Source organism: Peterkaempfera podocarpi (genome assembly GCF_042466665.1).
GTDB classification, from domain to species: Bacteria; Actinomycetota; Actinomycetes; order Streptomycetales; family Streptomycetaceae; genus Peterkaempfera; species Peterkaempfera podocarpi.
In genome coordinates this window covers 619,616-635,380 of sequence record NZ_CP162102.1, presented here as the reverse complement: position 1 = coordinate 635,380, position 15,765 = coordinate 619,616, and the positions used below count along the sequence as shown (strand labels likewise).

18 protein-coding genes are annotated in these 15,765 nt (G+C 73.0%); 8 read left to right on the top strand and 10 right to left on the bottom strand.

What is annotated here, in order from left to right; all coding sequences use genetic code 11:
* Positions 1 to 184: 184 nt before the first annotated feature.
* Positions 185 to 754 (top strand): peptide deformylase, encoded by a 570-nt coding sequence (def, locus tag AB0761_RS02885; protein ID WP_377267248.1) that lies wholly within the window; start codon positions 185 to 187, stop codon positions 752 to 754.
* A 24-nt stretch (positions 755 to 778) separates the two neighbouring features.
* On the opposite strand, the gene AB0761_RS02880 is transcribed toward def, so the two are convergent.
* From AB0761_RS02880 to AB0761_RS02855, 6 genes are all read right to left on the bottom strand, one after another.
* Positions 779 to 1,336 carry a PP2C family protein-serine/threonine phosphatase gene (locus AB0761_RS02880; RefSeq protein WP_377267247.1) on the bottom strand — a complete coding sequence of 186 codons (558 nt, stop codon included), beginning with the start codon at positions 1,334 to 1,336 and terminating at the stop codon, positions 779 to 781.
* Positions 1,264 to 2,367, bottom strand: a complete 1,104-nt coding sequence (locus AB0761_RS02875; RefSeq protein ID WP_377267246.1) for a response regulator — start codon at positions 2,365 to 2,367, stop codon at positions 1,264 to 1,266. The genes AB0761_RS02880 and AB0761_RS02875 overlap by 73 nt, the downstream gene beginning before the upstream one ends.
* 139 nt (positions 2,368 to 2,506) lie before the next feature.
* Positions 2,507 to 3,013 (bottom strand): DUF6328 family protein, encoded by a 507-nt coding sequence (locus tag AB0761_RS02870; protein ID WP_377267245.1) that lies wholly within the window; start codon positions 3,011 to 3,013, stop codon positions 2,507 to 2,509.
* A 101-nt stretch (positions 3,014 to 3,114) separates the two neighbouring features.
* Positions 3,115 to 4,878: an ABC transporter ATP-binding protein gene (locus AB0761_RS02865; RefSeq protein WP_377267244.1), complete on the bottom strand. Its 1,764-nt coding sequence runs from the start codon at positions 4,876 to 4,878 to the stop codon at positions 3,115 to 3,117.
* An 88-nt stretch (positions 4,879 to 4,966) separates the two neighbouring features.
* Positions 4,967 to 5,089, bottom strand: a complete 123-nt coding sequence (locus AB0761_RS02860; RefSeq protein WP_377267243.1) for a hypothetical protein — start codon at positions 5,087 to 5,089, stop codon at positions 4,967 to 4,969.
* Between the two features lie 206 nt (positions 5,090 to 5,295).
* On the bottom strand, positions 5,296 to 5,964 hold the full coding sequence (locus tag AB0761_RS02855) for a TetR family transcriptional regulator (protein WP_377267242.1): 669 nt from the start codon (positions 5,962 to 5,964) through the stop codon (positions 5,296 to 5,298).
* A gap of 118 nt (positions 5,965 to 6,082) precedes the next feature.
* Between AB0761_RS02855 and AB0761_RS02850 the strand changes: the two genes are divergently transcribed.
* Positions 6,083 to 7,324: an acyl-CoA dehydrogenase family protein gene (locus AB0761_RS02850; protein ID WP_377267241.1), complete on the top strand. Its 1,242-nt coding sequence runs from the start codon at positions 6,083 to 6,085 to the stop codon at positions 7,322 to 7,324.
* 53 nt (positions 7,325 to 7,377) lie between these two features.
* Here AB0761_RS02850 and AB0761_RS02845 read toward each other — a convergent pair whose 3' ends face one another.
* Positions 7,378 to 7,776, bottom strand: coding sequence for a hypothetical protein (locus AB0761_RS02845; protein ID WP_377267240.1), 399 nt, complete (start codon positions 7,774 to 7,776; stop codon positions 7,378 to 7,380).
* 156 nt (positions 7,777 to 7,932) lie between these two features.
* Here AB0761_RS02845 and AB0761_RS02840 point away from each other — a divergent pair, with 156 nt between their 5' ends.
* From AB0761_RS02840 to AB0761_RS02825, 4 genes are all read left to right on the top strand, one after another.
* A complete protein-coding gene (locus AB0761_RS02840) occupies positions 7,933 to 8,148 on the top strand; it encodes a hypothetical protein (protein ID WP_377267239.1) in 216 nt (71 codons plus the stop codon).
* 291 nt (positions 8,149 to 8,439) lie between these two features.
* Complete coding sequence (locus tag AB0761_RS02835) at positions 8,440 to 9,075, top strand: winged helix-turn-helix domain-containing protein (protein WP_377267238.1); 636 nt, start codon at positions 8,440 to 8,442, stop codon at positions 9,073 to 9,075.
* A gap of 290 nt (positions 9,076 to 9,365) precedes the next feature.
* Positions 9,366 to 9,674, top strand: coding sequence for a DUF6401 family natural product biosynthesis protein (locus AB0761_RS02830; protein WP_377267237.1), 309 nt, complete (start codon positions 9,366 to 9,368; stop codon positions 9,672 to 9,674).
* 106 nt (positions 9,675 to 9,780) lie between these two features.
* On the top strand, positions 9,781 to 10,728 hold the full coding sequence (locus AB0761_RS02825) for a PRC and DUF2382 domain-containing protein (protein ID WP_377267236.1): 948 nt from the start codon (positions 9,781 to 9,783) through the stop codon (positions 10,726 to 10,728).
* Positions 10,729 to 10,747: 19 nt separating this feature from the next.
* Here the strand turns inward: AB0761_RS02825 and AB0761_RS02820 are convergent, their stop codons facing one another.
* Positions 10,748 to 11,290 (bottom strand): MarR family winged helix-turn-helix transcriptional regulator, encoded by a 543-nt coding sequence (locus AB0761_RS02820; protein ID WP_377267235.1) that lies wholly within the window; start codon positions 11,288 to 11,290, stop codon positions 10,748 to 10,750.
* Between the two features lie 97 nt (positions 11,291 to 11,387).
* On the opposite strand from AB0761_RS02820, the gene AB0761_RS02815 reads away from it, so the two are divergent.
* Positions 11,388 to 12,344 carry an alpha/beta fold hydrolase gene (locus AB0761_RS02815; RefSeq protein WP_377267234.1) on the top strand — a complete coding sequence of 319 codons (957 nt, stop codon included), beginning with the start codon at positions 11,388 to 11,390 and terminating at the stop codon, positions 12,342 to 12,344.
* On the opposite strand, the gene AB0761_RS02810 is transcribed toward AB0761_RS02815, so the two are convergent.
* Positions 12,338 to 13,381: a polysaccharide deacetylase family protein gene (locus AB0761_RS02810; protein ID WP_377267233.1), complete on the bottom strand. Its 1,044-nt coding sequence runs from the start codon at positions 13,379 to 13,381 to the stop codon at positions 12,338 to 12,340. The two genes, AB0761_RS02815 and AB0761_RS02810, sit on opposite strands and share 7 nt — an antisense overlap.
* Before the next feature lie 214 nt (positions 13,382 to 13,595).
* Between AB0761_RS02810 and AB0761_RS02805 the strand changes: the two genes are divergently transcribed.
* The gene (locus AB0761_RS02805) at positions 13,596 to 15,233 is read left to right on the top strand and encodes a putative glycoside hydrolase (protein WP_377267232.1); all 1,638 of its coding nucleotides are present in this window, start codon (positions 13,596 to 13,598) and stop codon (positions 15,231 to 15,233) included.
* A 61-nt stretch (positions 15,234 to 15,294) separates the two neighbouring features.
* Here the strand turns inward: AB0761_RS02805 and AB0761_RS02800 are convergent, their stop codons facing one another.
* Positions 15,295 to 15,570: an isoamylase early set domain-containing protein gene (locus AB0761_RS02800; RefSeq protein ID WP_377267231.1), complete on the bottom strand. Its 276-nt coding sequence runs from the start codon at positions 15,568 to 15,570 to the stop codon at positions 15,295 to 15,297.
* Positions 15,571 to 15,765: the final 195 nt, after the last annotated feature.

Below are 15,765 nucleotides of genomic sequence, written 5' to 3'. Positions count from 1 at the left end.
TCAGTGGTTCCTCCTCGGTGCGGCGCCACCCTGGCCGCATCACGGCCACCGGGGCAACGGGGACGCCGTCAGCCTACCGACTCCTGTGACCGGAGCCGCGCGCCGCACCCCCGATGATCGTCAGCAGCCCCGCAAACGGCTCCCCGGGGACGACCCCGCAGCGCCCCCGGATAGGCTCGACGCCATGGCTCCAGGCACCGCAGGCATCCGTATCCCCGGCAGTTCCGGCGGCGTCCGGCCGCTGCGCCTGCTGGGCGACCCGGTGCTCCGCACCGCCTGTGCGCCGGTGACGGTCTTCGACGGCGAACTGCTCCGACTGGTGGAGGACATGTTCGCCACCATGTACGCCGAGGGCGGCGTCGGCCTCGCGGCCAACCAGATCGGGGTGCCGCTGCGGGTCTTCGTCTACGACTGCCCCGACGACGAGGACGTCCGCCATCTCGGCAGTATCGTCAACCCGGTCCTGACCGAGGTCGACGGTGTCGTCGTCACCGGGGAGGAGGGCTGCCTCTCCGTCCCCGGCGTCCGGGCCGGCACCCCCCGCTTCGACCGCGCCGTGGTCGAGGGGCTGGACCTCACCGGGAGGCCGCTGCGGATCGAGGGCACCGGGTTCTTCGCCCGCTGTCTCCAGCACGAGGCCGGACACCTCGACGGCGGACTCTTCCTCGACCACCTCACCGGCCTGCGCCGCCGCCGGGCCCTGCGTGCCACCCGGCGCCGCGGCCTCACCTTCGCCGACCCGGTGTCCGGCTGACCCGGGAGGCCGGAGTCCGCCGGCTCAGCCGCACCGGGCGGCGAGTACGGCGATGTCGTCGCCCTTGGCCTCGCCGAAGGCCCTCACCAGCGCGTCGCACAGCTGCTCCAGCTCGGACGGTCCGCGCTCGGCGGCCTGCCGCAGCTCGTCCAGGCTGTCGCCCAGGTCCACCCCCCGGACCTCCACCAGGCCGTCGGTGACCAGCAGTAGCCGGGTGCCCGCCGACACCTCCTCCACCAGCGGCTCCGGATGCCGCATGCCCAGACCCAGCAGGGTGCCGCGGGCCCGGGAGTAGCGGGCCCCGCAGACCGGGTCGAGCAGCAGCGGCGGCAGATGGCCGGCATTGGCCACCTGGACCCTGCGCCGCCCCGGTTCCACCAGCGCCAGGCAGACCGTCGCGGTGACCCCGGGCTGGAACCGCACCATCAGTGAGTCCAGCCGGTCCAACACCTGGCGCGGCCCGTGACCCTCGGCGGCGTAGGCGCGCAGCGCATGCCGCAGTTCGCCCATCACCGCGGCGGCCTCCAGTGAGTGCCCCGCCACATCGCCGATCGCCAGCAGCAGCCCGGCATCGGTCTCCACGGCCTCGTAGAAGTCCCCGCCGATCTCGGCCGGGAGGAGGCCGGGACATACCGTACGGCCAGCTCGACCCCGGGCACCCGGGGCAGCCGGGTGGGCAGGAAGCTGCGCTGAAGGGTCAGCGCCAGCGAGTGCTCTTCCGAGTACGTCCGCAGCGCCTCCACCGCCATGGCGGCCCCGTGCGCCAGCTGGTTGAGCAGCTCCCGGCTCTCGCCGTCGGCCACGGCGGTGGCCTCCACGGCGAGGCAGACCGGTGGGCGGGCGCGCTTGGTGCGGGCCAGGACCATGCAGACGTCGCCCGTCATGGGGCTCTCCGGCAGCTGTTCCTTCCACTCGGGGTGGGGCACCACCGCCATGTCGGCGCCGAGGCGGTCCCCCAGGGCGCGGCACGCCAGCCAGTCCAGCACCCCCGGGTGCGCCGGGCGGGGCTCCGGCCGCGCGGTGGGGGTGGGGGTGGCCATCCGCAGCATCCGCCCGTCGGGGGCCAGCACCACGGCGCAGGCGGCGGAACCGGTCAGCTGCGCCGCGCCGGCCGCGGCTGCGGCGGCCAGCGTCTCCACCCGGGTGGCCGCATAGACGGCCAGGGCGGCCCGGTTGAGCTGGGTCATCCGTGCGGCGAGCCGCTCGGCCCGCTCCCGGGCCCGGGCGTAGCGCAGCACCGCGGTGACGGTGGCCAGCAGCTCCTCGGGCGCGATCGGCTCGGTGAGGCAGGCGTCCGCGCCGCCGTCCGGGTTGTGGGCGGGGTCGGCCGCGGCTGAGACCTCGGAGGAGATCTGCACCACCGGCACCACCGCGGTGCCGGGCCGGCCCCTGAAGCGTGCGCAGAGTTCGTCGACACGGCCGTCCGGCAGCCGGGCGTCCAGCACCGCGACGTCCGGCGGGTCCTGCGGGTCGGCCAGGGCGGCGAGCGCCTGCGCGTGGTCGGTGGCCTCGACCACCCGGTGCCCGGCGGCGCTCAGCCATCCGGACACCGGCCAAGGGCCGCCCCGGGTGTCGTGGACGACCAGTACGGTGGCGGGCGCGGCCCCGTTCACGGCCTTGTGCCGTCCGTCCGCGTCAGGGCGTGCCGCGGTACACCCGCAGTCGCCCCGTCCACCGTGCGCCGCCTCATGGAGCGATCCTCGCCCAAGCCCGGGCACCGCGCCAGCGACGCGGATCCGGTGCACGCTCCGCTCAGCGATGGTCCATGCGGGTCCGTTCGGCGTGTCGGCGGATCCAGGTCGGCAGCAGCACCCAGCAGACCGCGAACCAGGTCATCACCGCCGCGACCACCCAGACCGCCACCGCGAGGCCCGACGCCACATGGAGCAGAAGCAGCAGGGTGGAGCCCAGGGTCAGGGCGAGCAGCACCATCCCCAGGGCGGTCAGCCGGGCGGCCATGTGCACCAGCTCGGGCTTGAGCCGGTGGCCGGAGAGCAGCCGGTGGACGGAGACCGGTGCGATCAGTGCCCCGGTGGTGGCCGCGCCGAGGACCACGGTGACCAGGTAGACCGTCCGGTCGAAGTCGCCCAGCCGGGCGAAGCGGGGGGTGAAGGCGACGCTGAGCAGAAAGCCCAGCAGGATCTGCACCCCGGTCTGGGCCACCCTGACCTCCTGGAGCAGCTCCGACCAGCGGCGGTCGGCCCGCCGGCCCACACTGCCGCGGTGCTCGCCCTCGCCCTCGTCCTCCTGGTCCGCCATCCCGCCTCCCGTCGCACGCTGCCCACCCGGGCGGCTGCCCGCCGACCGGCTCGGCCATGCGCTGTGCGCCCCGCCTGGCCGCCTGATCGCCGGTGCGGCGGTCAGGCGGAGCGCCGGTCGGACCGGTCGGACCGGTCCATGCCGAGGCCGGAGCCGTCGGCGGAGAGCCGGTAGACCGCGTCGGCCTCCCGGGCCAGTTCCCGGTCGTGGGTGATCAGCACCGTGGTGCGGCCGGACATCAGGCGGCGCAGCGGGGCGGCTACCCGGCGGGCGGAAGGAGCGTCAAGGTCGGCCGTGGGCTCGTCGAGCACCAGGACGGGGGTGGCCCTCAGCAGGGCACGGGCGATGGCGACCCGCCGGGCCTGCCCACCGGACAGCTGGAGCCCCTCCTCGCCGAGCACGGTGTCATAGCCGTTCGGCAGCAGTCTCAGGAAACCGTCGGCGTCCGCGTCCACCGCGGCCTGCACGATCTGCTCCTCGGTGGCGTCCGGCCTGCCGTAGGCGATGTTGTCGCGGACCGAGGCGTGGAAGAGCTGCGGCTGCTGCGGCAGCAGGGTCACGGCCTGCCGTACCGAAGCCACGGTGGCGTCCCTGAGATCGGTGCCGTCGAGCAGGACGCTGCCCTGCTCGGGGTCCAGGAACCGGACCAGCAGCTTGGCCAGCGTGGACTTGCCGGCGCCGCTCGGCCCCATCACCGCGAGGATCTCCCCGGGGGCGACCGCGAAGTCGACGCACTGGAGGGCGGGGCGGCCGTCGGGGCCGCCGTAGCCGGCCCGTACGCCCTTGCAGCGCAGCTCGCCGCGGACGTCGGCCAGGGCGGTCGCACCGGGCCGCTCCTTGATCGGCGACTCGGTGTCGAGCAGTTCGATCACTCGCTCGGCGCCGGCCCCGGCGGTCCCCAGCACGGCGGCCACCCCGGACAGTTCCTGGGCCGGACCGAAGAGCTGGGCCATGAAGGCGGCGAAGGCCAGCAGGCCGCCCAGGGTCAGATTGCCCTGGGTGAGTTCAAAGGCGCCCAGGCCCACCACGAACAGGCCGCCGACCACCTCCAGCACATTGAGCAGCGGCGGGTAGAGCTCGGAGACCCGGGCGGTGGCCAGGTCGGCCCGGACCAGGGACTGCCCGTGCCGCCGTACCCGGTCCACCTCGCGGCCCTGCTGGTTGTAGGCGTGCGCCAGTTCGGAGTTGGCCAGGCTCTCCTCCACCACCGCGGTGACCGAGCCCTCGCAGCGCCGGGACTCGCGGGAGAGCCGCTGGATGCGCCCGGCGAAGTGGCGTGCCGCGAACCAGAAGAGCGGCGCGACCGCGCACGCGGCCAGCGCCAGCGGCCAGCTGAGGTAGAACGCGGCGGCGGCGAAGAAGACCAGGCTGATCAGGGCGGAGGCGGCGTCGATGACCCCCGAGGCGACCAGCTGCTCGATCTGGTCGATGTCGGTGGTGAGCCGGGCCACCACGTCGCCGTGCCAGCGCTTGCGCAGGGTGTCCGGCGGCAGGGTGTGCAGATGCGCGACCACACCGGTGCGCAGCCGCAGCAGAAACCGTTCGGCGATCCTGGTGGCGGTGTACTGGCCGAGGAAGACCAGCAGCGCCGAGGCCAGGGCCACCACCACCATGGCTGCCGCCGTGGCCCAGAAGCCCCCGAAGTTCCGCGGCACCAGCACATTGTCGATCAGGTTCTTGAACAGCAGCACCGAGACGACCTCGCCGGCCGCCCCGGCGACCAGCAGCGCGGTGCTCACGGGAAGCCAGTAGCGGTCGGGCCGCACCCACGGCCAGAAGCGGCGGAAGATCTCGCGGACGGGGATGGCAGGGGCCAGACCCACCGGCGGTTCACCGGCGGGGATCCCAGGCGACTCCTGGTTCACAAGCACCTCCCGGCGCGGGGCCTGGCAGGGGTGCGGGGACCGGCGGCCTCGCCGCCGGTCCCCGCGTCAGGATGTGTGCGGGTCCGGCTCAGTAGCGGAACCAGCCGCGGTAGCGGTCCCGGCGGAAACGCCGGAAGCCCCGGCCGTAGCCGCGGCCGCCGCGCCGCCCATGGCCGCAGCCACCTCCGCCGAACAGTGCGAAGACGCTCATGATGACCCTCCCTTCTTCGGATCGTCAGAGTGTTCGTCCCTGCTTGGGTATACGGCCCTGGCTCGCAAAAGGATTTGTCATAATTTGGTTTAATTTGCCGGAGTTGGGAACAGCGACCACGGGCAGGGCAGGGCGCGCCGCGGCGGCGGTGGGTCCTGAGGGGTGCAGCCCCGCGCGCCGCCCGGGTTCGTCGTATGCGGGGTGGGTCAGTCGGCGGAGCCGGGCCCCGCAGGGTTCCCCGGTGCTGCCGACTCCGCGGTCCCGGCGGCGACCGGGCGTTGACCCGCCGCCGCGAGCCTGCCCCAGAGCAGGTCGGCGAGCGCCCGGACCATCTCCTCGCGGGAGCACGGCCGCTGCTCCAGCCACCAGTCGCCGGCCGCCAGCACCATCCCGGTGATGCCGCGCCCCCAGGTCTCGGCGAGCAGGTCCGCCTCCGCTCCGAGGTCCACCTGGTGGCGGACGGCGGCCGCGATCTCGTCCGCGATCTTCTGAAGCGCGGGTGCCAGCGGACTGCCCGGTCCCAGCCCGTCGCCGGCCTCGGGGTGGGTGAGGAAGCGATAGACCTGCGGCCGCGCCTCGATGGCGGCGAGATAGGTGTCCAGCACCCCCTCCACCAGGTCGCGGCGCTCCAGCGGGCGGGCGAGCGCGGCACGTACGGAGGCCAGCAGCCCGGCGGTGTGCCGCTCTGCCAGTGCCTGGTAGAGCCCGTGCTTGTCGGTGAAGTGCCGGTAGAGGATCGGCTTGGTGATGCCGGCCTCGGCGGCGATGGCGTTCATGCTGGCGCCGGGCCCGTCGCGGCGGATCACGCGGTCGGCCGCGTCCAGCAGGCGCTGCCGGCGCTCCTCGGTGGTACCGCCAGACCCGCTCCCCGTCATGGCGCTGCTCCTCACTGGTCACGCCCGCCGGGCGTTGACATCTCCTACTGTCCGGTAACAGACTGCTACGAGGTTACCCGAGGTAACACCAAAGCGCGTCGGATTCCCCCCGGAGACATTGATGACCTTCACGCTCGAGCTCACCGACGACCAGATCGCCGTCCGCGACTGGCTGCACGGCTTCGCGGCCGATGTCGTCCGGCCGGCCGCGGCCGAGTGGGACGAGCGTGAGGAGACCCCCTGGCCGATCATCCAGGAGGCCGCCAAGCTGGGAATCTACTCCCTGGACTTCTACGCCCAGCAGTACTTCGACCCCTCCGGCCTGGGCATCCCGATGGCCATGGAGGAGCTCTTCTGGGGCGACGCCGGCATCGGCCTGGCCATCGTCGGCACCACCCTCGCCGCGGTGAGCGTGCTCGCCAACGGCACGGAGGAGCAGATCGGCACCTGGGTGCCGCAGATGTTCGGAACCCCGGACGACGTCAAGGTCGCCGCCTTCTGCTCCTCCGAGCCGGACGCCGGCTCCGATGTCTCCGCCATGCGTACCCGGGCGGTGTACGACGAGGCCAAGGACGAGTGGGTGATCAACGGCACCAAGACCTGGGCCACCAACGGCGGCATCGCCGGGGTCCATGTCGTGGTCGCCGCCGTGGACCCCGCACTCGGTGCCCGCGGGCAGGCGTCCTTCGTGGTGCCGCCGGGCACCCCGGGGCTGAGCCAGGGCCAGAAGTTCAAGAAGCACGGCATCCGCGCCTCGCACACCGCCGAGGTGGTCCTGGACGGCGTCCGCATCCCCGGCCACTGCCTGCTCGGCGGCAAGGAGAAGCTCGACGAGCGGCTGGCACGGGCCCGTGAGCGCGCTGCCGCCGAGGCCCGCGGCGAGTCCGGGCAGCGGAGCAAGAACGCGGCCATGGCCACCTTCGAGGCGTCCCGCCCCGCGGTCGGCGCCCAGGCGGTGGGCATCGCCAGGGCCGCGTACGAGGTCGCCCTGGACTACGCCAGGACCCGGGTCCAGTTCGGCCGCCCCATCATCGACAACCAGGGCATCGCCTTCACCCTCGCCGACATGCGCACCCGGATCGACGCGGCCAGGCTGCTGGTGTGGCGCGCCTCGTGGATGGCGGTCAACAACAAGCCCTTCACCGCGGCCGAGGGCTCGATGTCCAAGCTGTACGCCGGCGAGACCGCCAAGTGGGTCACCGCACAGGCCATGCAGATCCTGGGCGGCAACGGCTTCACCCGTGAGTACCCGGTGGAGCGGATGCACCGCGACGCCGCGATCTACACCATCTTCGAGGGCACCTCCGAGATCCAGCGCCTGGTCATCGCCCGTACCCTCTCCGGGCTGCCCATCCGCTGACCCGCCCGCGCCCGGTGGCCCTCCCGCGTGCGGGGGAGGGCCACCGGGCGCGCTCAGCCCGGGGCCGGACGTCCCCGGCGGGCGCCGTTCACCAGCGCATCGGTCACCAGCCGGGTCTGCTGCGCCAGCGTCTGCAGCCGCTCGGCCTCGGCGGCGTACAGCCCCAGTGCCTCCTCGATGACCGCCGGCTCCATCCCCAGACCTGCCAGGTCCACCTGCGCCGAGCGGTAGCCCTTGCGCAGCGCCACCAGCTCCGCCTCCATCTGCAGCAGCACCTGCCGGGCGAACACCACCGGCTGCCGTTCCAGCAGCGAATAGCGGCGGTACCGGTCCGGCAACAGCCCCCACAGCCAGCGCTGCGCAGCCTGCTCCCAGCCGGCCGTGCCCGGCGGGGGCACCGCCGGCGGCCACCCGGGAGGAGCGGACCGGCCCGGGCTTGCACCCTCGTCCATCCCTCCACCGTGGCCCCCGCCCGACCGGGGCGCTACCCGGCCGCCGACGCGGGCCGTGGGTAGCCCCGGGTGCGACGGGTAGGCGCGGGTCGCGACCGGCTCGCCGCCCTCGGGGCCGCGGTCGGCCGCGGCAGAGAACCGATCGAGGAGGAGCCGATGACCAGCACAGCGCCGAAGGCGGCGGACACCCCCGAGCGGGGCACCGTCGGTACGGTGCCGCCCGTGCCCGACCCCATGCCGCCCAGGCCGACCCCGCCGCCCGGTCCGGGCCCGCTGCCTCCCGAGCCCGTACCGCAGCCGCCGCGGCCGGGGCCGCTTCCCGACCCGGAACCCACCCCGCAGCCCGAACCGGCACCGCCGTCCATGAGTTGACGGCGGGCAGGACGGTGATGAGGTCGCATCCCGATGCGGCGGAGCGTGCCGGTCTTCTGGTTCAATAGGGCCATGGACACCACCAGAGACGGAGCCGCGGGTCGCCACGACCTCGAGCCGTTCTGGCCGTCCCGGCAGGCGCATCACTTCGACCAGACGTGTCCCGGCGTGCCCGGCGCGCGCCGGCCCGCCTGCACGGCCTGACCAGGAGCCCGGCTCCTCGTCCGGCCGCAGGCTCCGGACCGCGCGCAGACGACGCCCCGCATCCGTCTCGCGCGAAGGAACCCAGCCATGTCGACCGTCTCCACGCTGCCGGTGACCCCGTCCACCGCAACCGCACCCTCCGTCCCGTATCTGCGCGCCGTACGCCCGCGCACCGCCGCGCCCGGGGACGTCGCCGAACCGGCCGCGCCCGCACGGCCGTCCGTCCTCACCCAGCTGCCCGAGGGGGCGACCGTGCTGGCGGCGCTGCCGCAGACGGTGCTCCCCCCGCAGCTGCTGGAGCAGTACACCGCTGCCCAGGGCCGGTATGCCGGGGCCCCGATGGTCGGCTATCTGGTCCTGGTGCCCGCGGACACCGCACTGCCGGGGGCGGGTGTGCTGCGCAGCGCGCCGGCCGCGGTGTCCGAGCCCGCGCCGGGCATCACGGTCGATGTGGAGCACCGCACGGCCCAGGTGGACGGTACGCCGCTGGACCTGACCTATCTGGAGTTCGAGCTGCTCGCCCATCTGACTGCCCATCCGCACCGGGTGCACTCACGGGACCACCTGGTCTCCGCGGTGTGGGGGTACGGGCACGTCGGTGACGGCCGGACGGTGGATGTGCACATCGCCCGGCTGCGGCGGAAGCTCGGGCCGGAGCACCGGGAGAGCATCGTCACGGTGCGCCGGGTCGGCTACAAGTACACCCCGGCGGCCCGGGGCTGAGACGCCGCAGCCGGCGGCGGGCACACCCGGAGGGAGGGGGCCGGGCCGCCGCCGGCTGCGGTCTGCCCGCTCGCGGGGTGCCGGGCGCCCCTTGCGCGGTCCTCGCGCGGAGGCCGGCTGCTCCGGGGCCGGCCGGGGGCGGATTCCTGGGTCCTCGATGGCAACGGGTGGGGCCGGGGCCCGGCGCGGGGCGGCGGGGCTCATGGGTGGAATGTCGGGACTGTGGTGGTGTGACCAGAGACACTCGAGGGAGCGGTTTGGGGCGGCGGTCGGCTCACTACTGTGGACCAATGCCCCTTGAGAGTTACTCCCAGGACCCGCTGGCCTGGCTGACCGAGGTCTACGGTCCCGACCTCGACCGGCTGGAGCGGGAGCCGCACCTGGTCGCCGCCGTGGACCAGCACGCCGCCGCCGTGCGTGACTCGGTGCCGCTGGACCCCGGGCATATGGCCGACTATCTGCTCGGCTTCCTGGACGAACTCCATGCCCAGGGCTGGCGCCCGCACGACCGTGAGCCCTTTCCCGAGGTGCGGCTGCTTGCGCTGTGCTGGCTCGCCGAGCAGGTCGGCATTCTTCCGATGGGCGACCCCCCGGCCTGAAGGCTGCCCTGCACAGGGATGGGTTGTGGGCGAATCGAAGCAGCTCAAGTCGTTTCGTCCCATGTGTAGGGGTAAAGCGATCGGGTGAACGCGAAAGGGGATCTCCATGATCACCAGACAGCAGATCACCACGGTGCTGGACCACCCGGTCTACGACGCTCACGGGAACAAGATCGGCGAGGCCAAGCACGTGTTCCTGGACGACGCCAGCGGGCGTCCCGAGTGGGTCAGCGTGCGCACCGGGCTGTTCGGAACCAGCGAGTCGTTCGTGCCGATCCACGACGCCACCCTCGTGGAGGACCACCTGCAGGTCGCCTACCCGAAGGAGAAGATCAAGGACGCGCCCGCCGTTGACGTGGACGCCGGCGGACACCTCTCGGAGAGCGAGGAGCACCGGCTCTACGACTACTACGGCATCGACATGGACGCGACCTGGGCCCAGGCCCAGAAGTCCGGTGACACCGGCTGGGCCTCCTCCGGCCGCGGTGCCGCGAGCGCCGGTGCGGCGGGAGCCGCCGGAGCCGCCGCAGCCACCGGGACGTCCAAGGCCGGCGAGCGGTCCCGGACGCCCGGCACGTCCTCCGCGGCCGGGGTCGCGGACACCGGTTACGCCGCGCCCGGGGCGAAGGGCATGCGGCGTACGGGCGAGCGCGGGAAGGCGACCGAGGCCGGCGGGGCCATGACGCGTTCCGAGGAGCGGCTGCGCATCACCACCGAGCGCTATGAGACCGGACGTGCCCGGCTGCGGAAGTTCGTGGTCACCGAGGAGCAGGAGATGACCGTCCCGGTGCACCACGAGGAGGTCCGCATCGAGCGCGAGCCGATCACCGATGCCAGCCGGGATGCTGCGCTGAGCGGCCCCGACCTCACCGAGGACGAGTACGAGGTCGTGCTCCACGGCGAGCGGGCGGTGGCGAGCACCGAGACGGTGCCGGTCGAGCGGGTCCGGCTGCTGGCCGAGGACCATGTCGAGCAGGAGACCGTCAAGGGCAGGGTGCGCAAGGAGCGCATCGAGGCCGAGACGCCCAAGGAAGGGCGCCGTCGCCTCGACTGAGTCTGCGGCAGTCGCCGGCTCACTCCCCCTCGCTGCGGCCGGCGGCCGTGGATGCGCCCCCGGCGGGCGGCCTGCGGCCACCGGCGCGCGCCCCGGGCGGCGGGGCCAGCTGCTGCCGCTCCGCCGCCACCGCCTCCCCCATCTCGACCAGGAAGCGCCGTACGACGGCGAGTTCGGCCTCGTCGTAGGAGCTCGTGGCCGACACCATCCGCGAGATCAGCGGACCGAAGAAGGACCAGCCGAGGCTGATGGCGTGCTCCTCCACCGCGAGCAGCACGCGACGGCGGTCCGCCGTGTCGCGGACCCGCCGGATGAAGCCGCGCTGCTCCAGCCGGTCGATCAGGGCAGTGGCGGACGCGGAGTTGATGCCCAGCTGGGCGCCGAGCCGACCCGGTGTCACGGTGATCCCCGCCCGGTCGGCGTCCAGCAGGTGGATCAGTGCCCGCAGGTCCGTGGGGTGCAGGCGGTGCAGAGCGGCGAACTCGGCGCCCAGCAGATCGAGTTCGACGGTGAGGCCGCGCAGCAGATGGACCATGTCCAGGCCCGGTTCCCGGTCGTCCACGGATGACCCACCGCCTTTCCCCGGTTGACACTCGCGGCTATTCTCTCGATGAACGAGAATCTTGTCCATCGAGGTAACCATCGCGAGGTGTGCTGCCATGACCGACACCGCACCGCCCAGGGCCGTCTTCCGTACCGCCGACGCCGCGACGGGCTTCACGGCGGCCTATGACGCCGCCCTGGCCCAGTGGCCCGTCGCTCCCGAGGCCCTGGACCTGCCCGGGGACTTCGGCACCACCCGGGTGCACCGCTGCGGGCCCCAGGACGGGCCGCCTCTGGTGCTGCTGCCCGGCGGCGGAGCGACCTCCGCCGTCTGGTCCGCCAACGTTCGCGCACTGGCCCGAACCCATCGCGTCCATGCCCTCGACCTGATGGGCGACGTAGGCCGCAGCATCCACGACGGCCGTGCCATCCGCGGCGCCGGCGATCTGATGCACTGGCTCGACCAGGTCCTCGACCGGCTCGGCCTGGACCGCACCCATCTGTGCGGGCACTCCTACGGCGCCTGGATCGCCCTGGGCTTCGCCCTGCACGCCCCCGCCCGGGTCGACCGGCTCGTCCTGCTCGAACCCACCGCATGCTTCACCGGCCTGAGGCCGGGCTATCTCCTCCACGCCCTGCCGCTGCTGCGGCCCACCGCCGAGCGGCTGCGCGGCTTCTACCGCTGGGAGACCCGCGGAGCCGCGCTCGAACCCGCCTGGCTGGAGCTGGCCGCCCGCGGGGCTGCCGACTTCCGCCGGACCAAGGTCGTCATGATGCGCAGGCCCAGGGCGGCCGCCCTGCGCGCGCTGACCGTACCGACCCTGGTGCTGACGGCCGAGCACAGCCGCGCCCATGACGTCGGACGGCTGGCCGAGCGGGCCCGGCGGCTGCTGCCGCACGCCGAGACCGCGGTCCTGGCCGACACTTCCCACCACTCCGTGCCGCTGCGCCACCCCGACGCGTTCGACGGGCTGCTGCTGGACTTCCTCGGCCGCCCGGCCGGGGCCGCCCGCACCCAGGGCTCAGTCGAGGGTGCGGGCAGCCGGAGCCGCTCCGGTACGTCCGGTCAGTAGGCGCGGGCCTGCGTGCGGTAGGCGGGGGCCAGCCGGGACTCCTCGGACTTGGGGAAGGCCACCGTGTTGGGGTTGCCGTCGGAGGTGTAGCGGTTGGAGGGGTCCTTGGCCAGCTTGTCGAGCCAGCTGGTGGAGCCGTACTCGGCCTCCTCGCCGGTGGCGGCCTCGGAGCGGATCCGCGGGATCGCCGTCGGGTCGAAGGAGGCGGCGAAGGGGGAGACCGACGGGTTGGCGCCGACCAGGTAGACCCCGCGGTGCTGGTAGGAGACGCCCTGCGAGGTGCCGCGTACGGCCAGCGAGGAGGGCTGCGGCATCGCGCCGAACGGCAGCGCGAAGGAGGTCACCGTGGCTCCCGGTGCCAGCTGCTTGATCTCCTTGAGGTCGCCGGCGATCTCGTGCTGCACCTCGTCGGCACCCAGGGTCCGCAGATTGGCGTGGTCCATCGTGTGGTTGCCGACCTCGAAGCCGTGCGCGGTGAGCCACGCCAGCGCCTGCTTCCCGCCGGTCTCGGAGAAGGGCTCGCTGTTGACGAAGAAGGTGGCCCGGGCGGGGAAGGAGGGGTGGCGCTTGGCCACGTCCAGCAGGATGCCCAGCGCGGTGTCGGGCGCGGGCTGGCCGTCGGAGCCCAGCCGGACCTGGCTGTTGGTGGAGTCGTCGAAGGTGAGCACCACCGGATGGGCGCCCGCGGGGATGTCGATCCGGCCGCTGGTGAACTCGGCGGCGGTGATCGGTACATACCCCTCGCTGGCCAGCCGCTCCAGCTCGGCGCGGAAGTCCGCCGGGGTGCGGTCGTAGACGCTCGCCGGGTGCTCGGTGAGCTGGTGGTACATCAGAACGGGGACCGCACCCAGCTCATTGGCGTGCACCGACGCGGGGTCCTTGGCAGCCTGGGCCGAGGCGGAGCCGGCGTCCCCGGCGGGCCGGGCGGCCGAGCCCGAGGCGGCGGGGGATCCGGCCTGGGTGGCGCCGCCTGACGAGCAGGAGGTGGCAAGCAGGCCGACGAGCAGTGCGGACAGAACGGGTACGGGGCGACGCACGGAACCTCCCGGGTGGTGGTGGACAGCGAAGTGGTAGCCGTTCCGTCCGGGTTCACAACCGAGGTGGGGCCGAACGGCGCAAGGAATACCCGCTGCCGGGTACGGGCGGCGTATCAGTCCATCCGTTCGGGTGATATGCGGGGATTATCAGGATTATCCGACCCCATTTGGTCAATGACTCATCGACGGTCAGTCATCGATCAGGTGGTGTCCTATGTCTCCCGCATCAGCAAGCCGGTCCCGGGCTTCCCGGAACCGAAAGCGTCCTCTCCTGCGCAGTCGCAAGGCCCGGCTGGCGCTCGCCGCCGGAGTCGTGGTCGTCGCCTGCGGGGCGGCCGGAGCCTTCACCGTCCAGGCGCTCACACCAGAGCTGACGGTCCGCGGTCTGGGCCGCGACTCGGTGCTGAACGCAGCCCATGCCAAGTCCCTGGCCATGTCGGTCACCGCCGATGACACCTCACTGCTGCGGACACTCAAGGTCACCCTCGACGGCCGGACGGTGCCCACCAGGCTCAACGGCGACCGCCTGGAGATCCAGCCGCCCCCGCTGGCCGAGGGCCGCCACCGCCTGTCCGTGGAGGGCCGCGGCGGATCCATCCCCTTCACCAGCCCGCGGACCACCCGCACCTTCACCGTCGACACCACCCCGCCCGCCCTGCGGCTGGCCCCGGCCCAGGCCCAGACCCTGCACTCGCCGGTGACCGTACGCGGCACCGCCAAGGGCGCCAGCAAGGTCGAGGTCGACGGACGCGAGGTCGACCTGGGCTCCGACGGGGCGTTCTCCGTCACCGTCCCCAACCCGCCGCCCCGGGTCGAGGTCACCGCCCGCGACCGGGCCGGCAACTCCGTGACCGACGACGTCCACGCGGTCGTCCACCACCCGCTGATGCGCGCCGCCCACCTCACCGCCATCGGCTGGACCTCCGACTCGCTGCGCGAGGGCGTCCTCAATCTGATCCGGCAGAAGAAGCTCAACGCCGTCGAGCTGGACATCAAGGACGAGGATGGCGAGATCGGCTACGCCTCCCAGGTCCCGCTGGCCCGGAAGATCGGCTCCGCCAAGGGCTACTACGACGCCCGCAAGGCCATTGCGGAGATCCACAAGCTGGGCGCCCAGGTCATCGGGCGGATCGTCGCCTTCCGCGACCCCATCCTGGCCAATGCGGCCTGGGGCTCCGGGCACCGCGCCTCGGTGGTGCAGACGCCCAGCGGTGAGCCCTATGGCGGCGGCAACTACGGCTCGCTGGCGTTCACCAACTTCGCCGACCCCATCGTGCGCAAGTACAACATGGACCTGGCATCGGAGGCCGCCACGCTCGGCTTCGACGACATTCTCTACGACTATGTGCGCCGCCCCGACGGCCCGCTCACCTCGATGGCCTTCCCCGGCCTGGGCACCACCACCCCCGAACAGAGCATCGCCGACTTCGTCGCCGAGACCCGCGCCGTGGTCCGCCCCAAGGGCGCCTTCCTCGGCGTCTCGGTGTTCGGCGTCGCCGCCACCCGGCCGCGGGAGATCGCCCAGGACATCGGGCTCATGGCGCAGCAGGCGGACTACATCGCGCCCATGGTGTACCCGTCGCACTGGGGCCCGGGGGAGTACAAGGTCGCCGACCCCAACTCCTCGCCCTATGAGATCGTGCAGCGCTCACTTGCCGACTTCGCCCGCAAGACCAAGGGCAGCGAGTCCCAGGTGATCCCCTGGCTGCAGGACTTCTCGCTCGGGGTGCACTACGGGCCCGCCGAGGTGCAGGCCCAGATCAAGGCGGCCGCCGACGACGGTATGCACTCCTTCCTGCTGTGGAACGCCGGAGCCAAGTACCAGGGCGACGCCCTGGCCGTGATCCACTGACACCCAGTGCAGCGCGCCCCCGACCGCCGAGCGGTCGGGGGCGCGCTGCACTGGGACCGGATCAGGTCAGCACATAGCCGTTGTGCCCGTCGTGCTCGTCCGCGTGCTCCTCGTCGAACCAGTGGCCGCCGTCGGCGAGGTAGCGGAAGCCGAACCGCTCCTTGGCCGGCAGCGCCACCGTGACGGCACGGGTCCCGTCCGGACGCGGTTCCATCGGGTGGGCCCCGGGCTGCCAGTCATTGAAGTCACCGACCACGCTCACCGAGGTGTGCGGATGGTCGGCAGGCAGCACGAAGGTGACCTCGATGCGGTTCTTGCGCTTGGTTCGCTCCAACACGGCTGTCGGCTCCTCGCAGGTGGGGGGAATCTCCAAGCGATCCTCACCCACCGCCCGGTCCGCGCCCCCCTTGGCGGCCCCGCGCCCATCGTGGCTCACCCGGCTGGCGTCATCCCGTGCCCCCGGACGGGCATGGTGAAGGACCCCGGGGGGTGCGAACGGGCGCCCGGCGAGGTATCACGGTAGGAGCCCGGT